A 17,481-nucleotide genomic window follows, 5' to 3' on the forward strand; every position below is an offset into this window, starting at 1 on the left:
CCGGCCGACGAGAACGCGATCGCGTTCTCCCGGACCCCGGGCCAGGTGCTCAACATCGCCTACCTGAACCCGGCCGCCGTCACCTCCGGCGGGTTCTTCCCCGCCGGCGTGAACGGCGAGGTCAACAGCAGCGACGCCAACAACTGACACTCGCCGCGGCGGGGTGTCGGTGCTCCGGCGGCCCCGCCGCGACCCGCGCCCGGACCGGGCCGCGGTGGCCACGACGCTCGAAGGAGTCTCCTCATGGGTGCGATGAGCCCCACGCACTGGCTGATCGTGATCGCGGTGTTCGTGCTGCTGTTCGGCGCGAAGAAGCTTCCCGACATGGCCCGGTCGGTCGGCCAGTCCGCGCGCGTGCTGAAGGGCGAGATGAAGGGCCTGCGCAACGACGGCGCCGGCGACGAGGTCGCGGCCGACGGCACAACGGATGGCGATGATGGGCACGCGCCTGGCGGCGCGCTGCCGACCCCGTCCGGCACGCCGGCCACCCGGACTGCGCCGGTGGACGCGTCCACTCCGCGCGAGTAGCGGCGCGTGGACGGCACCGGCCCGGACGCCGGGCCGCGCACCCGGCGCCGGTCCCGGCGCGACCGGACCGGCGCCGCGTCGTCGATGCCGCTGGTCGAGCATCTCTACGAGTTGCGTCGACGGCTGGGCATCGCGCTGGCCGCGATCATCGTGACGACGGTGTTCGGCTACGTCTGGTTCGAGGTCGCGCTGTTCGGTCTGCCCAGCCTGGGTGCTCTGCTGAAGGAGCCGTACTGCTCGTTGCCGGCCTCGGCGCGGGCCACCTTCACCGCCGACGGATCGTGCACGCTGCTCGGCACCGGCCCGTTCGATCAGTTCATGCTGCGGCTCAAGGTCGGTGCGACGGCCGGGGTTGTGCTGGCCGCGCCGGTGTGGCTGTGGCAGGTGTGGCGGTTCGTCGTACCGGCGCTACGCCGGGGTGAGCGCCGCTACGCCGTCGCCTTCGTGACCGTGTCGACGCTCCTGTTCGTCGCGGGGGCCTACCTTGCCCACACGATCGCGCCACAGGGGCTCGGGTTTCTGCTCACCATCGGCGACGAGGTCCAGACGACCGCGCTGACCGGCCAGTCCTACTTCGCCTTCGTCCTCGGGCTGCTCGTGGTCTTCGGGATCAGCTTCGAGCTGCCGCTGCTCGTCGTGGCGCTCAACCTCGCCGGCGTGCTTCCGCATGCCACGCTGGCCCGCTGCCGGCGCGGGATCGTCTTCGGGCTGTTCGCCTTCGCCGCGATCGCCACCCCCGGCCAGGATCCGATCTCGATGCTCGTCCTGGCCACGGCCCTGGTGCTGCTGTTCGAGCTGGCAGTAATGGTCGCCCGGGTGCACGACGCACGAGCCCGGCGGCGCACCGCGCAGACATCCGACGATCTCGACACCCCATCGGACATCGACACCACGCCGAGCCCACTGGCCTGAACAGTCCTGAACCCCCGGATCAGCCCCGGTGAACCCTCCGCCGTGCCGCCTCGCCCGAGGTCCATCGGCGGTGGCCGACGAGCACAGATCATCACCGCCGCAGCGCAGGCAACCACCCTGTGGTTCAGCCTCGCCGGCAGACGGCTGACCCCCCTACCCGCTTGGACCACTGCAGTGGCTGGTGCTGGTCTGGCTGCTCTTCCGGTGGGTACGGGTACACGACGATCATGCGGACGGCGCCGACCGCACCGGCCGCCGGGTTCGTGCCGGCGCCCGGCCGAGCGCCGTGGTTGCGAGAATCGTTGCCGTGGACGTCGCGCTGAACCTGGCCCTGGTACTGCTGTTCGTGCTCATCGGGGGCTTCTTCGCCGCCGCCGAGATCGCGCTGGTCACCCTGCGGGCCGGGCAGGTGTCGGCCATGGCCGAACGCGGACGGCGCGGGGAACGGGTGGCGCGGCTGCGCGGCGACTCCAACCGGTTCCTGTCCGCGGTCCAGATCGGAGTCACCTTCGCCGGGTTCTTCGCCTCCAGCTACGGCGGCGCCACCATCGCCGTGCGCCTGGAGCCGGTCCTGGCCGGCTGGGGACTGCCCCTGGCGATCGCCTCCACCGCCGCGCTGGTCCTGGTCACCGCACTGGTGTCCTACCTGTCGCTGGTCGTCGGCGAACTCGTCCCCAAGCGTCTGGCCCTGCAGAGCCCGGAGGCGGTCGCCCAGGCCACCGCCGGGCCCCTCGACCGGCTCGCCACCGTGGCCCGGCCGCTGATCTGGCTGCTGTCCCGCTCGACCAACGCCGTGGTCCGGCTGCTCGGCATCGACCCGCGCACCCCCGACGACCAGGTCAGCGAGGACGAGCTGCGCGACATGGTCCGCACCGCCAACACGTTGACCCCCGACGAGCGACGGCTGCTCACCGACGCCTTCACCGCGACCGACCGCGTGCTCAGCGAGGTCATGGTGCCCCGCACCGAAGCCGACTTCCTCCACGCCGACGCCACCCTGGACCAGGCCATCACCCAGGTCCTCGACCGGCCCCACTCCCGCTATCCCGTCATCGGCGAGACCGCCGACGACGTCGTCGGCGTGGTGCACGTGCGTGACCTGCTCACCGCCCACCACGCCGGCACGCACGGCGATGACCTTGCTGACCGGCGCCGCCCCGGCAGTGCCGGCGGCGAGCGGACCGTGGGTGAGCTGGCCCGGCCGGCCACCGCGCTGCCGGGCAGCAAACCCGTGCTCGCCACGCTCGACGAGATGCGCCGCGGCGCCGGACACCTCGCCGTGGTCGTCGACGAGTACGGCGGCACCGACGGGATCGTCACCGTCGAGGACCTCGTCGAGGAGATCGTCGGCGAGATCCGCGACGAGTACGACCCCAGCGCCACTCCCGCCCGACGAACCGCCGACGGCGGATTCGCCGCCGACGGGCTGCTCCACCACAACGACGTCGAGGTACAGACCGGGATCGCGCTCCCCGACGGGCCCTACGACACGCTGGGCGGGTTCGTGATGCACGAACTGGGCCGTATCCCCGTCGACGGCGACAGCATCGACGCACTCGGACACCGCTTCACCGTCGCCGCCACCGACGGCCACCGGATCGCCCGCGTCCACATATCCCCCGGCCCGACCGACGACACCACACCGGCCGGCCACGATGGTGACGAACCTCCCGCGGCAGGAGACGCTGCTCCCGGTCGGTCCCACTAGGGGCCGGAATGCGAGATGGCCCGGCCGAGAGTCTCGGCCGGGCCATCTCGCGGTCGTTCCGTCAGGCGTGCGCGCCGACGCCGATCACGTGTCGCTGCGCGCGGACTGGGGCTGCTCGGCGAGCGGCTCGTCGGCGCCGTGGTCGCCACCGGTCCCCGCCCGGACGGTCGAGAACTCGGCGACCTCGGTCTCCGACATCAGCGGGTCGTCCGAGCCGGGAACGCCGTGCCCGTTGCCGTTGCCGTTGCCGGCCTCGTCACCGGTCCCGTTGCCGGCCGCCGAGGTGTCCCCGGCCCCGCCGCCGGGGCGCGTGGTGAGCAGCGGGGAGGGCTCGGTCGGCATCGCGACGACGAACCGTTCACTGCTCAGACCGCGGCTCAGCCCGATCGCCATCAGGATGAGCACGATGCACAGTGGCAGCCCGGCGACGATGGAGGCCGTCTGCAGAGCGGAGAGCGCATCTTCACCGGAGGCCGCACCGGCCCCGAGCAGGACCGCGGCGATGACACCCTCCAGGACCGCCCAGAACAGACGCTGCTGCCACCGGGGGTGCGGGTCGCCGCCGTTGGTCAGGATGTCGACCACCAGGGAACCCGAGTCCGAGGAGGTGGCGAAGAACAGCACCACCACGACGATCGCCAGGATCGACGCCAGGATGGCCAGGAATCCCGGAACCGGCAGATCGTTGATCAAGACGAAGATCGAGGTCTCGGACTCGGCGGTGGCGAGCGGGTGCTCGGGGTTCGCGAGCAGGGTGTCCAGTGCGCTGTCACCGAAGATCGTCAGCCACACCATGGACGCGCCGACCGGCGCGAACAGGGCACCACCGATGAACGAGCGGATGGTGCGGCCGTAGGAGATCCGGGCCAGGAACATGCCGACGAACGGCGACCAGGACATCCACCAGCCCCAGTAGAACAGCGTCCAGCTCTCCTGCCACGTCTGGGCATTGTCGTTGCCCGGGAAGGTCTCGAAACTCAACCCGGGCAGCTGCTGGACGTAGGTCCCGACGTTCGCGGCGGTCGCGTTGAGCAGGTCACGGGTTGGACCGAAGAAGAACACGAACAGCATCAGCGCGAACGCCAGCCACAGGTTGAGCAGCGACAGGTTCCGGATGCCCTTGTCGATGCCCAGCATCACCGACACCACCGCGACCGCGGTGATCGCCAGGATCAGGATGACCTGCAGGCCCGTGGTGTTCTCGATCCCGAACAGTGCCTCCAGGCCGGCTCCGACCTGCTGCCCCCCGATCCCCAGCGAGGTGGCCAGCCCGAACAGGGTGCCGAACACCGCCAGGACGTCGACCAGGTAACCGGGCCAGGAGTTGATCCGGTTGCCGATCAGCGGGTAGAGCGCCGAGGCCGGACGCAGCGGCAGGCCCTTGCGGAAGGCGAAGTAACCCAGCGCGAGCCCGAGCACGATGTAGATCGCCCAGGGATGCAGGCCCCAGTGGTAGAAGGTGTAGAGCATCGCGTCCTCGGCGGCCTGCGCCGTGCCGCCCTCACCGACCGGCGGGCCGGTGAAGTGCGTCACCGGCTCGGACACGGCGTAGAACACCAGGCCGATGCCCATGCCCGCGGTGAACAGCATCGCGAACCAGGACAGTGTCCGGTACTCCGGCACCGAGTCCGACGGTCCGAGCCGCACCCGGCCGTAGCGCGAGCACATCAGCACGACCACGAAGATGAGGAACGCGCTGGCGGAGAAGATGTAGAGCCACTCGAAGTTGTCGGTGATCACCGAGTTGACCGCGCTCGCCGCGGTCCCGAGCGTGCTGGGCGACAGCACCCCCCACAACACGAACCCGACCGCCAGCACGGCCGAGCTCAGGAACACCGGTGGGCTGGTGTGCTCCTTCAGATATCTGCTTAACACGACTCCCCCTGCTACTTGCTGTTCGAACCAAACGGGCGAAACGCCCGCGGCCCGCCAATTCGAGAACTGTAGTTCGACAGCACCGGCTTGCGGTAGTGACCCTCGGACCCCGACCCGTTCCCTACGCAGGGTAGCCGTTCCCTACGCCGGGTAGTTTCGATCTCGGCGCGTTTCACATTCGGGTGGAGCGGCGTAGCTGCCGGCCCCGGAACCCGTTGGATCGGACATGCAGGCCAATCCTGACGATCTCACCGGACCGATCCTGGACCGGCCGGTCACCGCGCAGCCGGCTGCGACATCGACCGGTCGACATCACCTCCGGGAGGCGAGGGGGCCGGCCGCACCCACCGGCGACCTGGCCTGGACCGTCCTGCTCGTGCTCGGCTGCCTGATCGTCGCGGCGATGCTGCTGATCATGGTGCTCTGGCGCTGACCGGGGAGGTCACGGTGTCGCCTGCCGCCCGCCGTCAGCGCGCGGGCGCCGGTGCCGCACCAGTCGCGACCGACTCCGGCAGCTCCCCCGGCCGGTAGTCCGGCACCCGGCTCGCCGGGACTACGGCGAGTGCGCTGACCCGGCGAGCACCAGCAGCCCGAGCCGCAGCGCGCGCAGCCGGGCGTCCTCGTTGAGCGCGACCGCCGTGTCGACCCGGGCCGGTGTCGCGTCGGTCCCGGCCAGGATCTCGCGCAGCCGGTCGTTGCTCACGAAGTCGGCGTTGTCCGGGTCGACCTGGGCGACGAGCTCCGGGGGCAGCTCGACCTCGCCCGCGATGTACGTCCGGTGCGGCACGGCGCCCGTGCCCGCGACCTGTTCGACGCCGTCGACGTCCAGATCCAACCGAGCCTCTCCCCGCCGGGACCGGCGTGCCACCGGCCGGTCGTGTCGACCGTCACGGTCGGGCGGCGTGCGGCAGCAGGACGCGGTGCGGCTCAGCTCTCGAGCGCGGCGTCCACAGTGATCTCGACACCGGTCAGTGCCTTGGAGACCGGGCAGCCCTCCTTGGCCGCCCGGGCCGCCTCGGCGAACCCGTCGGCGTCGAGGCCGGTGACCTCACCGCGGACCGTGATCGTGATGCCGGTCAGCTGGAAGCCTCCCCGCTCCTGGTCCGGTCCGAGCGCGACGTCGGCGTTCACCTCGAGGGACTCCGGGGTGCCGCCGGCCTCGGCGATGTTCGCCGAGAGCTGCATCGCGTAGCAGGCTGAATGAGCCGCGGCGATGAACTCCTCCGGACTGGTGTACCCGTTCGCCTGCTCCGCGGAGCGCTTCGGGAAGCTGACCTCGTAGGTCCCGAGCTTCGAGCTGCTCAGCTCGACCTGGCCGGAGCCTTCCTGCAGGGTGCCGTTCCAGGCGGTGCGAGCGCTGCGAGTGGGCATCGTGTCCTCCGTGCGGTCGGGATCGATCGTGCGCGACCGGTCAACCCGGTCCGCGTGCCGTACCTGCGGTTCCCGCGCACCGCCGCGACGAAACGGATCAGCCGCGGAAGCGGTGGCGCCGCCGGCGCCCGGGCCCCGGCCCACCGGACCGGCACGCCCGGGCAGCGGCGGGCGCCGGGCGTCCGGCGGGGCCCCGTACGATGCCGTACCGGCGCGCGGCCCGGTGGTCGCCGGACGACCGGCGCGCGGTCCGGGTCGTCGCCGTGACGGTGCTGCCGTGACGGCGCTTCGGCCAGGGCCCCGGCGAACGGCAGCAGGAGGATGCGAACATGCCCGATGCCCACCCCGGTGGCGCCGGCGACCGGCCCCCCACCGGAAGCGCGGGTCCCGCCGCGGCGGTGGTGCTCGCCGCCGGCGCGGGATCGCGGATGCGCTCGGCGACGCCGAAGGTGCTGCACCCGCTCGGCGGGCGCAGCCTGCTCGGCCACGCGGTGCACGCGGTGGCCGGCCTGTCGCCGGAACACCTGGTCGTCGTCGTCGGCCACCAGCGGGAGCGGGTCGACGAGGCCGTGGCCGGGATCGGCACCGAGCTGGACCGGCCGATCGCGACCGCGGTGCAGGAGAACCGGCTCGGGACCGGCGACGCGGTGCGCTGCGGGCTCTCCGCGCTGCCCGCGGAGCTGGCCGGAACCGTCGTCGTCACCTACGGCGACGTGCCGCTGCTCGACAGCGCGACGCTGTCCGCGCTGGTCGACGAGCACGAGCGGGCCGGTGCCGCGGTCACGCTGGTGACCTGCGATCCCGCCGACCCCGCCGGGTACGGGCGGATCGTGCGGGACGGCGCCGGGGCGGTGACCGCGATCGTCGAGCACGCCGACGCGACGCCCGACCAGCGGGCGATCACCGAGGTCAACTCCGGCGTCTACGCGTTCGACGCGCGGTTCCTGCGCGCGGGCATCCGCGGGCTGGCCGCGCACAACGAGCAGCAGGAGCTGTACCTCACCGACCTGGTCGAGGCCGGCGTCGCGGGTGGCGGGACGGTGCACGCCCTGCGGTGCGACGACGAGTGGCTGCTGCGCGGGGTGAACGACCGGGTCCAGCTGGCCGACGTGCGCGCCGAGCTGAACCGCCGGGTGCTGCGCCGGTGGATGCTCGACGGCGTCACCGTCGTCGACCCGGCGAGCACCTGGGTGGACGTCGCGGTGCGGCTCGGCGCCGACGTCGTCCTGCATCCGGGCACCCAGCTGCACGGCGCGTGCGAGATCGCCGAGGGCGCCGAGATCGGTCCGGACAGCACGCTGAGCGGCTGCGTGGTCGGCGCGGGCGCCTCGGTGGTCCGGACGCACGGGTCGGACTCGGTGATCGGCGAGAACGCCTCGGTCGGGCCGTTCGCCTACCTGCGCCCGAACGCCCGGCTGGGCGCCTCGGGCAAGATCGGCACGTTCGTCGAGGTGAAGAACTCGGACATCGGCCAGGGCTCCAAGGTTCCGCACCTGACCTACGTCGGGGACGCCACGATCGGCGAGATGAGCAACATCGGTGCGTCGTCGGTGTTCGTGAACTACGACGGCGTGCGCAAGCAGCGGACGACCATCGGCTCGCACGTGCGCACCGGTTCGGACACGATGTTCATCGCGCCGGTGACCGTCGGCGACGGGGCCTACACCGGCGCCGGCACGGTGCTGCGCGACGACGTCCCACCGGGGGCGCTCGCGGTGTCCGGCGGGGCACAGCGCACCATCGACGGGTGGGTGTCGCGCAAGCGCCCGGGCACCCCGGCCGCCGAGGCGGCCGAGCGGGCGGGGACCATCCCGCCCGCGGACACAGAACCGGGGCCCGCCGGCAACGGCGCGGGACCCGACCAGCACCGGTCCGCCACCGGACCGGCCGACGACCTCAGCCGAGGAGGCACCGCACGGTGAGCGCGATCGCAGGTACCCCGAAGAAGAACATGATGCTGTTCTCCGGGCGTGCGCACCCGGAGCTGGCCGAGCACGTGGCCAAGGAGCTCGACGTCACGGTCACCCCGCAGGCGTCCTACTCCTTCGCCAACGGCGAGATCTTCTGCCGGTTCGAGGAGTCGGTCCGCGGCAGCGACGCGTTCGTGATCCAGGCGCACTCGGCCCCGATCAACGACGCCGTCATGGAGCAGCTGATCATGGTCGACGCGCTCAAGCGCGGCTCGGCCAAGCGGATCACCGCCGTGATGCCGTTCTGGGGCTACGCGCGCCAGGACAAGAAGCACCGCGGCCGTGAGCCCATCTCGGCCCGCCTGGTCGCGGACATGTTCAAGACCGCGGGCGCCGACCGGATCCTGACCGTGGACCTGCACACCTCGCAGATCCAGGGTTTCTTCGACGGCCCGGTGGATCACCTGTTCGCGCTGCCGGTGCTCGCCCAGCACATCAAGAACACCCGCCCGGACGAGAACTTCGCGGTCGTCTCGCCGGACTCCGGTCGCGTCCGGCTGGCCGAGCGGTGGGCCGACACCCTCGGCGGGACACCGCTGGCGTTCATCCACAAGACCCGCGACCCGGACAAGCCGAACGAGGCCGTCGCGAACCGGGTGGTCGGCGACATCGAGGGCCGCTGCTGCGTCGTGATCGACGACATGATCGACACCGGTGGCACCGTGGCGAAGGCGGTCGACGTGCTGCTCGCGCAGGGCGCCACCAAGGTGCTCGTGGCGGCCACGCACGGCGTGCTGTCCGGCCCGGCCACCGAGCGGCTGGCCAACTGCGGCGCCGACGAGGTGATCTTCACCGACTCGCTGCCGATCCCGGAGGAGAAGCGGTTCGGCAAGATGACCGTGCTGCCGATCGCGCCGCTGCTCGCCGAGGCGATCCACCAGGTCTTCGAGGACGGCTCCGTCACCAGCCTGTTCGACGGCAACGCCTGAGCGACCACACGCCACACGAACGGCGTCCCACCTCCAAGACCCCTCATCATGGTCAACGACGACCCCGGTTGCCGGCCACTCTCGTGGTCCTGGACGCCTGCCGCGGGATCGTCGTGAGAACGCAACGCATCGAGCGGGCGACGGACACCGTCCGCGCCGTTGCGGGCGGGGGCCTCAGGGTGTAGTGCGGCCGTGACGTAGACTCCGGATCATCTCCGCGGCGAGGGCGGGTGCACGCTGACCCGCCGTGATCGACGTGGGCCGATCCCGGTCGGCTCCTCGCCGCGCGCACACCTTCCGGACAGCGCACAACGCAGCAGCACTCTCGAGGAGCATTCCCGTGGCCCAGACCCGCATCCCCGCCGAGAACCGGACCGAGTTCGGCAAGGGCGCCGCCCGCCGCACCCGCAAGGCCGGCAAGATCCCCGCCGTGCTCTACGGGCACGGCACCGACCCGGTGCACCTGTCGCTGCCGTCGCTGGAGTTCGCGGCCGTCGTCCGTGAGCAGGGCCGCAACGCCGTGCTCGAGCTGGACGTCGCCGGCTCCAAGCCGCAGCTCGCGCTGACCAAGACCGTGGTCGTGCACCCGCTGCGCCCCTACATCGAGCACGTCGACCTGCTGGTCATCAAGCGGGGCGAGAAGGTCGAGGTCGAGCTCGACGTCGTCGTCACCGGTGACGCCGCCCCGGGCTCGCTGGTCACCCAGGGCCTGAACACCGTCCTGGTCGAGGCCGACGCGCTGAACATCCCGGAGAACATCGAGATCTCCCTCGAGGACGCCGAGATCGGCAGCCAGTACTTCGCGGGCGACCTGCCCCTCCCCCGCGGCGTCGAGCTGCACACCGACCCGGAGTCCCTGGTCGTGCAGGTCGTCCCGGCGCCGACCGAGGAGGACCTGGAGGCCGAGATCGACACCGAGGGTGCCGGCGTGGTCGAGGACGCCTCCGACGAGGAGCAGGCCGCCGCGCCGGCCGCGACCGAGGGCGACACCGAGACCGGCTCGGCGGACGAGTCCGGCTCCGACTCGGACAAGTGAGTCCCGCTCCGGGCCCCGCACTGGTGGTCGGGCTCGGCAACCCGGGCCCGGAGTACGCCGAGACCCGGCACAACGTCGGTACCCGCGTCGCCGCACTGCTGGCGGCGCGGGCCGGCGCGGGCCGCTTCTCGGTGCACAAGCGCACGAACGCCGACGTGGCCCAGGGCCGGCTGGCCGGCCGCCCGCTGACCGTGGCCGTCCCGCGGGCATACATGAACATCTCCGGCGGCCCGGTCACCGGCCTGCTGAAGTACTTCTCGGTACCGGCCGGCGAGCTGATCGTCGTGCACGACGAGCTGGACCTCGACTTCGGCGTCGTCCGGCTCAAGCGCGGCGGCGGCGAGGGCGGGCACAACGGGCTGCGCTCGATCAGCCGCTCGCTGGGCACGAAGGACTACCTGCGGGTCCGGTTCGGCATCGGGCGCCCGCCCGGCCGTCAGGACCCGGCAGACTACGTGCTCAAGCGCTTCTCCGGGAGCGAGCGGGCGGAGCTGGAGCTGGGCGTGGACCTGGCCGCGGACGCCGCCGAGATGCTGCTGTCCGAGGGCTTGGAGCCGGCCCAGAACCGCTTCCACCCGCTGTCGGGCTGACCTCGGCGACCGCGGGCCGTTCCCCGCCGGATCAGCGGGGGGCGGTCAGCAGGTCGGCGGTGGCGGCGCGGCGCAGCTTCCCGGACGGCGTCTTCGGCAGTGCCCCGGGCGCGAGCACCGCGACCTCCGTGGGACGGACTCCGACCGCGGACACGACGCGGCGGATGACGTCGTCCCGGACGGTCTTCACGGCGTCGGCGCTGCCGGCCCCCTTCGCCTCGACCGCGACCGCGAACGACTCCCGGTGCCGGCCCTCCCCGGCCGCGATCCGGACCGCGACGACGTTGCCCGCGCGCACGCCGTCGGCCTCGCCGGCCGCCCGCTCGATGTCGGTCGGGTAGATGTTGCGGCCACCCATGATGATCACGTCCTTGGTGCGCCCGCACACGACGACCGCCCCGGAGTCGGTCAGGTAGCCCTCGTCGCCGGTGTCGAACCAGCCGTCTCCGTCCTTCGTGGACCTCGGACCGTCGAGGGTCAGGTAGCCCGGGGTCACCGCCTCACCGCGCAGGTGCAGCGCGCCGACCTCGCGGGGTCCGAGCACCCGCCCCCCGGTACCGACGACCCGTACCTCGATCCCCGGCAGCGGCGGGCCGAGCTCCGGGAACTCGCGCACCTGGCCGGACCCGGCCGGGGTCGCGCGCCGGTGCGCCTCCAGCGCCTCGGCGTCCACCCGGTCCACGGACAGCCCCGTGTGGACGGGTGCGAAGGCCACCCCGAGCGCCGTCTCGGCCATCCCGTAGGCGCACAGCACCGACTCCGGCCGCAGCCCGAAGCGGGCCCCGGCATCGGTGAAGGCGCCGACCGCGGCGGGATCCACCGGCTCGGCACCGTTCAGCGCGATCCGCAACGAGGACAGGTCCAGCTCGCCGTCGCCGACCCGGGCCAGCTGGCGGGCCAGCACCGCGTAGGCGAAGTTCGGCGCCGCGGTGACCGTGCCGCGGTACTTCGAGATCAGCTCGGCCCAGAGCCGCGGGCGGGTCAGGAAGTCGGCCGGGGTGACCGTCACCAGGTCCAGCCCGACCGCCATCGGCACGGTCAGGAAGCCGACCATGCCCATGTCGTGGAACAGCGGCAGCCACGACACCATCCGGTCGCGCTCGACGTCCAGCTCGGACGCCGTGACCATCGCGCCGATGTTCGCCCGCAGGTTGGCATGGGTGATCCGCACCGCCTTCGGGGCCGCGGTGGAGCCGCTGGTGAGCTGCAGCAGGGCGGTGTCGTCCTCGTCGGCGACGTCCGCGGCGGCGGTGACCGCGTCCGGGTCGCCCTCGAGCGAGTCCAGGATCCGGAACGGGACGCCCTGCTCGGTCAGGACCGGCGCGAGCGCGTCGAACGGCGGCCCGAGCAGCACCATCGACGCGTCGACCATCTTCAGCGTCGCGACGGTGTCCTCCGCCCAGACCGCGAGGTCGGTCCGCGGGGTCGGCTGGTGCAGCATCGTCACGCTGCCGCCGCACAGCCACACCGCCTGCGCCGTCGGGGCGATCGCGGCCGGCTCGCCGGCGAGCACGCCGACCGCGCCGCCGAACGGCAGCGCGGGCTCAGCGTCGTCGCGGGGGCGACGCAGCGCGTCCGCGGCACCCCGGGCCGCCCGATGCACCTGCGCCCAGGACCGCCACGCGGCCTCGCGCGGCTCCCCGGTCGTCATCCCGCGGGCGTCGCCGCCGGCACCGGTCGCGGACTCCAGCATCGCCGCCAGGAATCGGGACATGCCGCCGACACTAGCGATCCACCGGCGCCGTCGCCGCCACGGTCGGTGATCGGATCGGCCGCCGCACCCCGGCGTAGGATCCGGCGCCATGGCGGACCAGCAGATCTCCACTCCCCCCGCAGAGCTCGCCGACGCCGTGGCCGGCGTGCTGCCCGGCGCGCGGGCCGACCTGGAGGCGCTGGTCCGGATCCCGAGCATCTGGGCCGACCCGGCGCACGCCGAGGACACCCGCCGCTCCGCCGAGGCCGTCGCCGCGCTGGCCCGGGACGCCGGCGCCGCCTCGGTCGAGATCCTCTCCGCCGAGGAGGGGGCGCCCGCCGTCGTCGCGCACTGGCCGGCCCCCGCAGGGTCGCCGACGGTCATGCTCTACGCCCACCACGACGTCCAGCCCACCGGTGGCGACGAGCTGTGGGCGAGCACGCCGTTCGAGCCGACCGAGCGGGACGGCCGGCTCTACGGCCGCGGCGCCGCCGACGACAAGGCCGGCGTCATGACCCACCTGGCCGCGCTGCGCGCCTACGGCGGGACGCCGCCGGTCGGCGTCACGCTGTTCGTCGAGGGCGAGGAGGAGTCCGGCTCCCCGACGCTGACCGCGTTGCTGGCCGAGCACCGCGACGCGCTCACCGCGGACGTCATCGTGATCGCCGACGCCGCCAACCCGGCCGTCGACACCCCCGCGCTGACCACCAGCCTGCGCGGGCTGGTGGACGTCGTCGTCGAGGTGTCGATGCTGGAGCGCCCGGTGCACTCCGGGGTCTACGGCGGCCCGGTCGGCGACGCGCTCACCGCGCTCTGCCGGACCCTCGCCACGCTGCACGATGACAAGGGCGAGGTCGCCGTGCCCGGCCTGGTCCGCGGCTCGTCGGACGCGCCGGAGCCGGACGAGTCGACCTACCGCGCCGACGCCGGCCTGCTCGACGGCGTCGAGCTGCTCGGCACCGGCAGCATCCCGGAACGGGTCAACCGGAAGCCGGCCGTGGCGGTGCTGGGCATCGACGCCCCCGCGGTCGCCGAGGCGTCCAACGTGCTGCTCCCCCGGGCCAGGGCGATGGTGAGCATGCGCCTGGCCCCCGGCCAGGACGCGAAGGACGCCCGGCGGGCGCTCGCCGAGCACCTGGAGCGGAACGTCCCCTGGGGCGCGCACGTGACGACCGCGCCCGGCTCCGGCGGCGCCGAACCGTTCACGCTGTCGGCGACCGGCGAGGTGTACGACCATGCCCGCGCCGCGTTCTCCTCGGCCTACGGCACCGCCGCGGTCGAGACCGGCATCGGCGGTTCCATCCCGTTCATCGCCGAGTTCGCGCGGGCGTTCCCGGGCGCGGCGGTGCTGGTGACCGGCGTCGGGGACCCGGCGAGCCGCTGGCACGGCATCGACGAGAGCCTGCACCTGGAGATGTTCGGCAAGGGTGTGCTCGCCGAGACGCTGCTGCTGCGCCGGCTCGCCGGCGGCGCCTGATAACCGGGGCCCGGGCGCATGCCCCGATCCCGGCCCGGGTAAGTCTGTACACATGAAGTTCGGTATCGCCACGTTCGTGACCGACGAGGGAATCCGGCCCGCCCCGCTCGGCCGGGCCCTCGAGGAGCGCGGGTTCGATTCGGTGTTCCTCGCCGAGCACTCGCACATCCCGGCCAGCCGGGAGTCGCCGTATCCGGGCGGCGGTGACCTGCCGCGGATCTACTACCGCACGCTGGACCCGTTCGTCGCGCTGACGGCGATGGCAGCCACCACCACCGACCTGCTGCTCGGCACCGGGATCGTGCTGATGCCGCAGCGCGACGTGATCCACACCGCGAAGTCGGCGGCCAGCGTCGACCTGGTGTCCCGGGGCCGGCTGCTGTTCGGCGTCGGTGCCGGGTGGAACCGCGAGGAGATGCGCAACCACGGCGTCGCCCCGAAGAAGCGCGGCCCGCTGATGACCGAGCAGCTCCACGCGCTCAAGGAGCTGTGGACGGCCGACGAGGCCGAGTTCCACGGTGAGCACGTCGACTTCGACCCGGTCTTCAGCTGGCCCAAGCCGGACCGCGAGCCGCACCCACCGATCTACCTCGGTGGCGAGAGCGATGCCGCGCTGACCCGCCTCGCCGAGGTCGGCGACGGCTGGCTGCCGCGCGGGCACGTCCCCTTCGACGAGATCAGGAAGGTGCGCTCGGAACTCGCCGAGAAGGGCAAGCCGGACGTCCCGACAACGGTGTTCGCCGCGCCGCCGGACCCGGACCAGGTCTCCGGCTACGCCGAGGCGGGCGTCGAGCGGGTGACGTTCATGCTCCCGACGCTGCCCGAGTCCGAGACCCTGACCAAGCTCGACGAGCTGGCCGAGGTCAAGCAGAAGGCGAGCTGACCGCTCCCAGCACCAGCGCCGTCAGCGCCTCCGGCGCGTCGAGCTGGACCAGGTGCCCGGCGTCGGGTACCAGGTGCAGCTCGGCGCCGGGGATCACGGCCGCCAGCCGGTGCGCGCGGTCCACCCGCGTTCTCCCGGACGAGCTGGAAGAACTCCGACCCCCACGGCGCGAGCGCGACGACGTCGACCAGCGTCAGTAGCCGGGCATGTCCCACAGGTGGACCCGGTGGGTCCGTTCCAGGGCCGCGGCGATCGGCGCCCACAGCCACGACGACCACGGTGTGCCGTGGCACAACACCACCGGCGGGCCCGAGCCGCGCACGGTCCATGCCACCCGATGCCCGTCGATCACGCTCTCGTCGTCCTGATCCACGAGCGACACGATGTCACGGGACACCGACAGCGCACCGGCGCCGGCTCCACCGCCGCCCCCCGACGGCGGCGGCGGAGCCGGCCCGATATCCCCCCGACACGGCGTCGCTCCCCAGCACGCCGTGTCCGGCACACCGTATTCGCAGGGCGGGGCCGTCCGGATCGGTCGAATTGCGGATATCTCGCCCGGCGGTCTCCTCCCGTGGGAGGAGACCGGCCTATCCCTCGGCGCGCTCGGCCGCGGCGAGCCAGTCCAGCTCGACGGTCTCCCGCTCGGCGACGACGTCCTTCAGCTCCCGGTCCAGCTCGGCCAGCCGGGACGGGTCGGTGGCCGCCTCGGCCAGCTGTGTGTGCAGCTTCTCCTCGCGCGAGGTCAGCTGCTCCATCCGCCGCTCGAGGCGCTGGGCCTCCTTGCGGGCGGCCCGCTGCTCGGCCGCGTCGACCTTCGTCGCGGCCGGGGTGGCATCGGGGCCTGCCGCCGACGCGGCGGTCCCGGCGGGACCGGCTCCCGCCCCGGCCCGGGGTGCGGTGCCGGAGCGCCGCCGGTCCAGGTACTCCGGGATCCCGCCGGGCAGGTGGGTGAGCCCGCCGTCGCCGAACAGCGCGAACACCTGGTCGCAGACCCGTTCGGTCAGGTAGCGGTCGTGGCTGACCACCACGAGCGTGCCCGGCCAGCCGTCGAGCAGGTCCTCCAGCCCGGTCAGGGTGTCGACGTCCAGGTCGTTCGTGGGCTCGTCGAGCAGCAGCACGTTCGGCTCGTCCATCAGCAGCCGGGTCAGCTGCAGCCGGCGGCGCTCGCCGCCGGAGAGCCGCCCGACCGGCGTCCACTGCCGGGACGCCGGGAAGCCGAGCCGCTCCAGCACCTGGGAGGCCGTCATCTCCTGCTTGCCGAACCGCACGTACTTGGCGACGGCCTCGGTCGCCTCGAGTACCCGCGTGTCGGCCGGCAGGTCGATCAGCTCCTGGGTGAGCTGCGCCAGCTTCACGGTGCTGCCCTGCACGCGGCGCCCGCCGTCGAGGGTCCGGCCCCCGGACAGGGCACGCAGCAGCGTCGTCTTGCCCGACCCGTTGACGCCGACGATGCCGACCCGGTCGCCCGGCCCGAGCCGCCAGGTGACCCGGTCTAGCAGGGCACGCCCGGCGACCTCGACGCTGGCGTCCTCCAGCTCCAGCACCGTGCGCCCGAGCCGGTTGGTGGCGAACTGCATCAGCTCGACGGTGTTCCGCGGTGCCGGAACGTCGGCGATCAGCGCCTCGGCTGCCTCGATCCGGTAGCGCGGCTTCGACGTCCGGGCGGGCGGACCGCGACGCAGCCAGGCCAGCTCCTTGCGGGCCAGGTTGCGACGGCGCTGCTCGGCGGCGTCGGCCTGCCTGCTGCGCTCGGCGCGGGCGTAGACCCAGTCGGCGTAGCCGCCGAGGTAGGACTCGACCCGGCCGTTCGCCACCTCCCAGGTGCGGGAGCAGACGGTGTCGAGGAACCAGCGGTCGTGCGTCACGACCACCAGCGCGATCCGGCGGCCGACCAGGTGTTCGGCGAGCCAGCCGATGCCCTCGACGTCGAGGTGGTTGGTCGGCTCGTCGAGCACCACCAGGTCGAGCTCGCCGACCAGTGCCGCGGCGAGCGCCACCCGGCGCTTCTCCCCGCCGGAGAGCCCCTCGGTGGACCGCTCGAGTGCGGCGTCGACGCCCGCCCCGCTCCGCGGGGCGATCCCGAGCCCGTTCAGCACGTCGCGCACCCGCGGGTCGGCGGCCCACTCGTGGTCGGCGTCGTAGTGCTCCAGCACGATGTCGCGCACCGTCGACCCGGCCGGGAAGCGGTCGCGCTGGGCCAGGTGCGCGAGCCGCAGCCCGCCGACCCGGCTGACCCGGCCGCCGTCGACCGGACGTTCCCCGGTGATCACCTCGAGCAGGGTGGACTTGCCACCGCCGTTCAGGCCCACGACGCCGATCCGGTCGCCGCGCTCGACGCCCAGCGAGACGGCGTCGAGCAGCACCCGGGAGGCGTCCCCGGGCACGTGCGCGGTGACGTTCTCCAGGTTGAGGAGGTTCTCGCGGCCGGCCATCAGGCACGCGCCAGGGGCCCGGCGGCGGACCCGCTCGGTCGGCCGCGTCCGTGGGACGGCCCGCTGCCGGGCCC

The 17,481-nt window shown here is 73.0% G+C and carries 17 protein-coding genes; 10 read left to right on the plus strand and 7 right to left on the minus strand.

Features of this window, described 5'->3' with window-relative positions:
• Positions 1 to 243: 243 nt before the first annotated feature.
• The 3 genes from tatA to ACLFMI_RS23235 all read left to right on the plus strand — a co-directional run bounded on the left by tatA (position 244) and on the right by ACLFMI_RS23235 (position 3,148).
• On the plus strand, positions 244 to 528 hold the full coding sequence (gene tatA, locus ACLFMI_RS23225; protein WP_410950068.1) for a Sec-independent protein translocase subunit TatA: 285 nt from the start codon (positions 244 to 246) through the stop codon (positions 526 to 528).
• Positions 529 to 534: 6 nt separating this feature from the next.
• Positions 535 to 1,440: a twin-arginine translocase subunit TatC gene (tatC, locus tag ACLFMI_RS23230; RefSeq protein WP_410950069.1), complete on the plus strand. Its 906-nt coding sequence runs from the start codon at positions 535 to 537 to the stop codon at positions 1,438 to 1,440.
• A 307-nt stretch (positions 1,441 to 1,747) separates the two neighbouring features.
• Complete coding sequence (locus ACLFMI_RS23235) at positions 1,748 to 3,148, plus strand: hemolysin family protein (RefSeq protein ID WP_410950070.1); 1,401 nt, start codon at positions 1,748 to 1,750, stop codon at positions 3,146 to 3,148.
• Between the two features lie 84 nt (positions 3,149 to 3,232).
• Here the strand turns inward: ACLFMI_RS23235 and ACLFMI_RS23240 are convergent, their stop codons facing one another.
• Positions 3,233 to 5,023 carry a BCCT family transporter gene (locus ACLFMI_RS23240; protein ID WP_410950071.1) on the minus strand — a complete coding sequence of 597 codons (1,791 nt, stop codon included), beginning with the start codon at positions 5,021 to 5,023 and terminating at the stop codon, positions 3,233 to 3,235.
• A gap of 226 nt (positions 5,024 to 5,249) precedes the next feature.
• Here ACLFMI_RS23240 and ACLFMI_RS23245 point away from each other — a divergent pair, with 226 nt between their 5' ends.
• Entirely contained in the window at positions 5,250 to 5,456 is a 207-nt protein-coding gene (locus ACLFMI_RS23245) for a hypothetical protein (RefSeq protein WP_410950072.1), read from the plus strand.
• A 120-nt stretch (positions 5,457 to 5,576) separates the two neighbouring features.
• Here ACLFMI_RS23245 and ACLFMI_RS23250 read toward each other — a convergent pair whose 3' ends face one another.
• Both ACLFMI_RS23250 and ACLFMI_RS23255 read right to left on the minus strand, forming a co-directional pair.
• Positions 5,577 to 5,858 (minus strand): hypothetical protein, encoded by a 282-nt coding sequence (locus ACLFMI_RS23250; RefSeq protein ID WP_410950073.1) that lies wholly within the window; start codon positions 5,856 to 5,858, stop codon positions 5,577 to 5,579.
• Positions 5,859 to 5,950: 92 nt separating this feature from the next.
• Positions 5,951 to 6,394 (minus strand): OsmC family peroxiredoxin, encoded by a 444-nt coding sequence (locus tag ACLFMI_RS23255; protein WP_410950074.1) that lies wholly within the window; start codon positions 6,392 to 6,394, stop codon positions 5,951 to 5,953.
• A gap of 329 nt (positions 6,395 to 6,723) precedes the next feature.
• Between ACLFMI_RS23255 and glmU the strand changes: the two genes are divergently transcribed.
• From glmU to pth, 4 genes are all read left to right on the plus strand, one after another.
• A complete protein-coding gene (gene glmU / locus ACLFMI_RS23260; protein ID WP_410950075.1) occupies positions 6,724 to 8,316 on the plus strand; it encodes a bifunctional UDP-N-acetylglucosamine diphosphorylase/glucosamine-1-phosphate N-acetyltransferase GlmU in 1,593 nt (530 codons plus the stop codon).
• On the plus strand, positions 8,313 to 9,293 hold the full coding sequence (locus ACLFMI_RS23265) for a ribose-phosphate diphosphokinase (protein ID WP_410950076.1): 981 nt from the start codon (positions 8,313 to 8,315) through the stop codon (positions 9,291 to 9,293). The genes glmU and ACLFMI_RS23265 overlap by 4 nt, the downstream gene beginning before the upstream one ends.
• A 340-nt stretch (positions 9,294 to 9,633) precedes the next feature.
• The gene (locus ACLFMI_RS23270; protein ID WP_410950077.1) at positions 9,634 to 10,329 is read left to right on the plus strand and encodes a 50S ribosomal protein L25/general stress protein Ctc; all 696 of its coding nucleotides are present in this window, start codon (positions 9,634 to 9,636) and stop codon (positions 10,327 to 10,329) included.
• Positions 10,326 to 10,919 carry an aminoacyl-tRNA hydrolase gene (pth, locus tag ACLFMI_RS23275; RefSeq protein WP_410950078.1) on the plus strand — a complete coding sequence of 198 codons (594 nt, stop codon included), beginning with the start codon at positions 10,326 to 10,328 and terminating at the stop codon, positions 10,917 to 10,919. The genes ACLFMI_RS23270 and pth overlap by 4 nt, the downstream gene beginning before the upstream one ends.
• Positions 10,920 to 10,950: 31 nt before the next feature.
• On the opposite strand, the gene ACLFMI_RS23280 is transcribed toward pth, so the two are convergent.
• Positions 10,951 to 12,633 carry a fatty acyl-AMP ligase gene (locus ACLFMI_RS23280; RefSeq protein ID WP_410950079.1) on the minus strand — a complete coding sequence of 561 codons (1,683 nt, stop codon included), beginning with the start codon at positions 12,631 to 12,633 and terminating at the stop codon, positions 10,951 to 10,953.
• 88 nt (positions 12,634 to 12,721) lie between these two features.
• Between ACLFMI_RS23280 and ACLFMI_RS23285 the strand changes: the two genes are divergently transcribed.
• Complete coding sequence (locus ACLFMI_RS23285; protein ID WP_410950080.1) at positions 12,722 to 14,089, plus strand: dipeptidase; 1,368 nt, start codon at positions 12,722 to 12,724, stop codon at positions 14,087 to 14,089.
• 52 nt (positions 14,090 to 14,141) lie between these two features.
• Entirely contained in the window at positions 14,142 to 14,972 is an 831-nt protein-coding gene (locus ACLFMI_RS23290) for an LLM class F420-dependent oxidoreductase (RefSeq protein ID WP_410950081.1), read from the plus strand.
• Here the strand turns inward: ACLFMI_RS23290 and ACLFMI_RS23295 are convergent.
• The 3 genes from ACLFMI_RS23295 to ACLFMI_RS23305 all read right to left on the minus strand — a co-directional run bounded on the left by ACLFMI_RS23295 (position 14,953) and on the right by ACLFMI_RS23305 (position 17,407).
• A complete protein-coding gene (locus tag ACLFMI_RS23295) occupies positions 14,953 to 15,096 on the minus strand; it encodes an alpha/beta fold hydrolase (protein WP_410950082.1) in 144 nt (47 codons plus the stop codon). The two genes, ACLFMI_RS23290 and ACLFMI_RS23295, sit on opposite strands and share 20 nt — an antisense overlap.
• A 69-nt stretch (positions 15,097 to 15,165) precedes the next feature.
• Positions 15,166 to 15,345, minus strand: coding sequence for an alpha/beta fold hydrolase (locus ACLFMI_RS23300; RefSeq protein WP_410950083.1), 180 nt, complete (start codon positions 15,343 to 15,345; stop codon positions 15,166 to 15,168).
• Between the two features lie 217 nt (positions 15,346 to 15,562).
• Positions 15,563 to 17,407, minus strand: a complete 1,845-nt coding sequence (locus tag ACLFMI_RS23305; protein WP_410950084.1) for an ABC-F family ATP-binding cassette domain-containing protein — start codon at positions 17,405 to 17,407, stop codon at positions 15,563 to 15,565.
• Positions 17,408 to 17,481: the final 74 nt, after the last annotated feature.

It is taken from the genome of Pseudonocardia nantongensis (assembly GCF_046546495.1).
GTDB lineage: Bacteria > Actinomycetota > Actinomycetes > Mycobacteriales > Pseudonocardiaceae > Pseudonocardia > Pseudonocardia nantongensis.

Bases quoted from the DNA above. Each gene is read 5' to 3' on its own strand.
- tatA (WP_410950068.1), top strand. From the start codon at position 244: ATGGGTGCGATGAGCCCCACGCACTGGCTGATCGTGATCGCGGTGTTC.
- ACLFMI_RS23245 (WP_410950072.1), top strand. From the start codon at position 5,250: ATGCAGGCCAATCCTGACGATCTCACCGGACCGATCCTGGACCGGCCG.
- ACLFMI_RS23255 (WP_410950074.1), bottom strand. From the start codon at position 6,394: ATGCCCACTCGCAGCGCTCGCACCGCCTGGAACGGCACCCTGCAGGAA.
- glmU (WP_410950075.1), top strand. From the start codon at position 6,724: ATGCCCGATGCCCACCCCGGTGGCGCCGGCGACCGGCCCCCCACCGGA.
- ACLFMI_RS23280 (WP_410950079.1), bottom strand. From the start codon at position 12,633: ATGTCCCGATTCCTGGCGGCGATGCTGGAGTCCGCGACCGGTGCCGGC.
- ACLFMI_RS23285 (WP_410950080.1), top strand. From the start codon at position 12,722: ATGGCGGACCAGCAGATCTCCACTCCCCCCGCAGAGCTCGCCGACGCC.
- ACLFMI_RS23290 (WP_410950081.1), top strand. From the start codon at position 14,142: ATGAAGTTCGGTATCGCCACGTTCGTGACCGACGAGGGAATCCGGCCC.
- ACLFMI_RS23305 (WP_410950084.1), bottom strand. From the start codon at position 17,407: ATGGCCGGCCGCGAGAACCTCCTCAACCTGGAGAACGTCACCGCGCAC.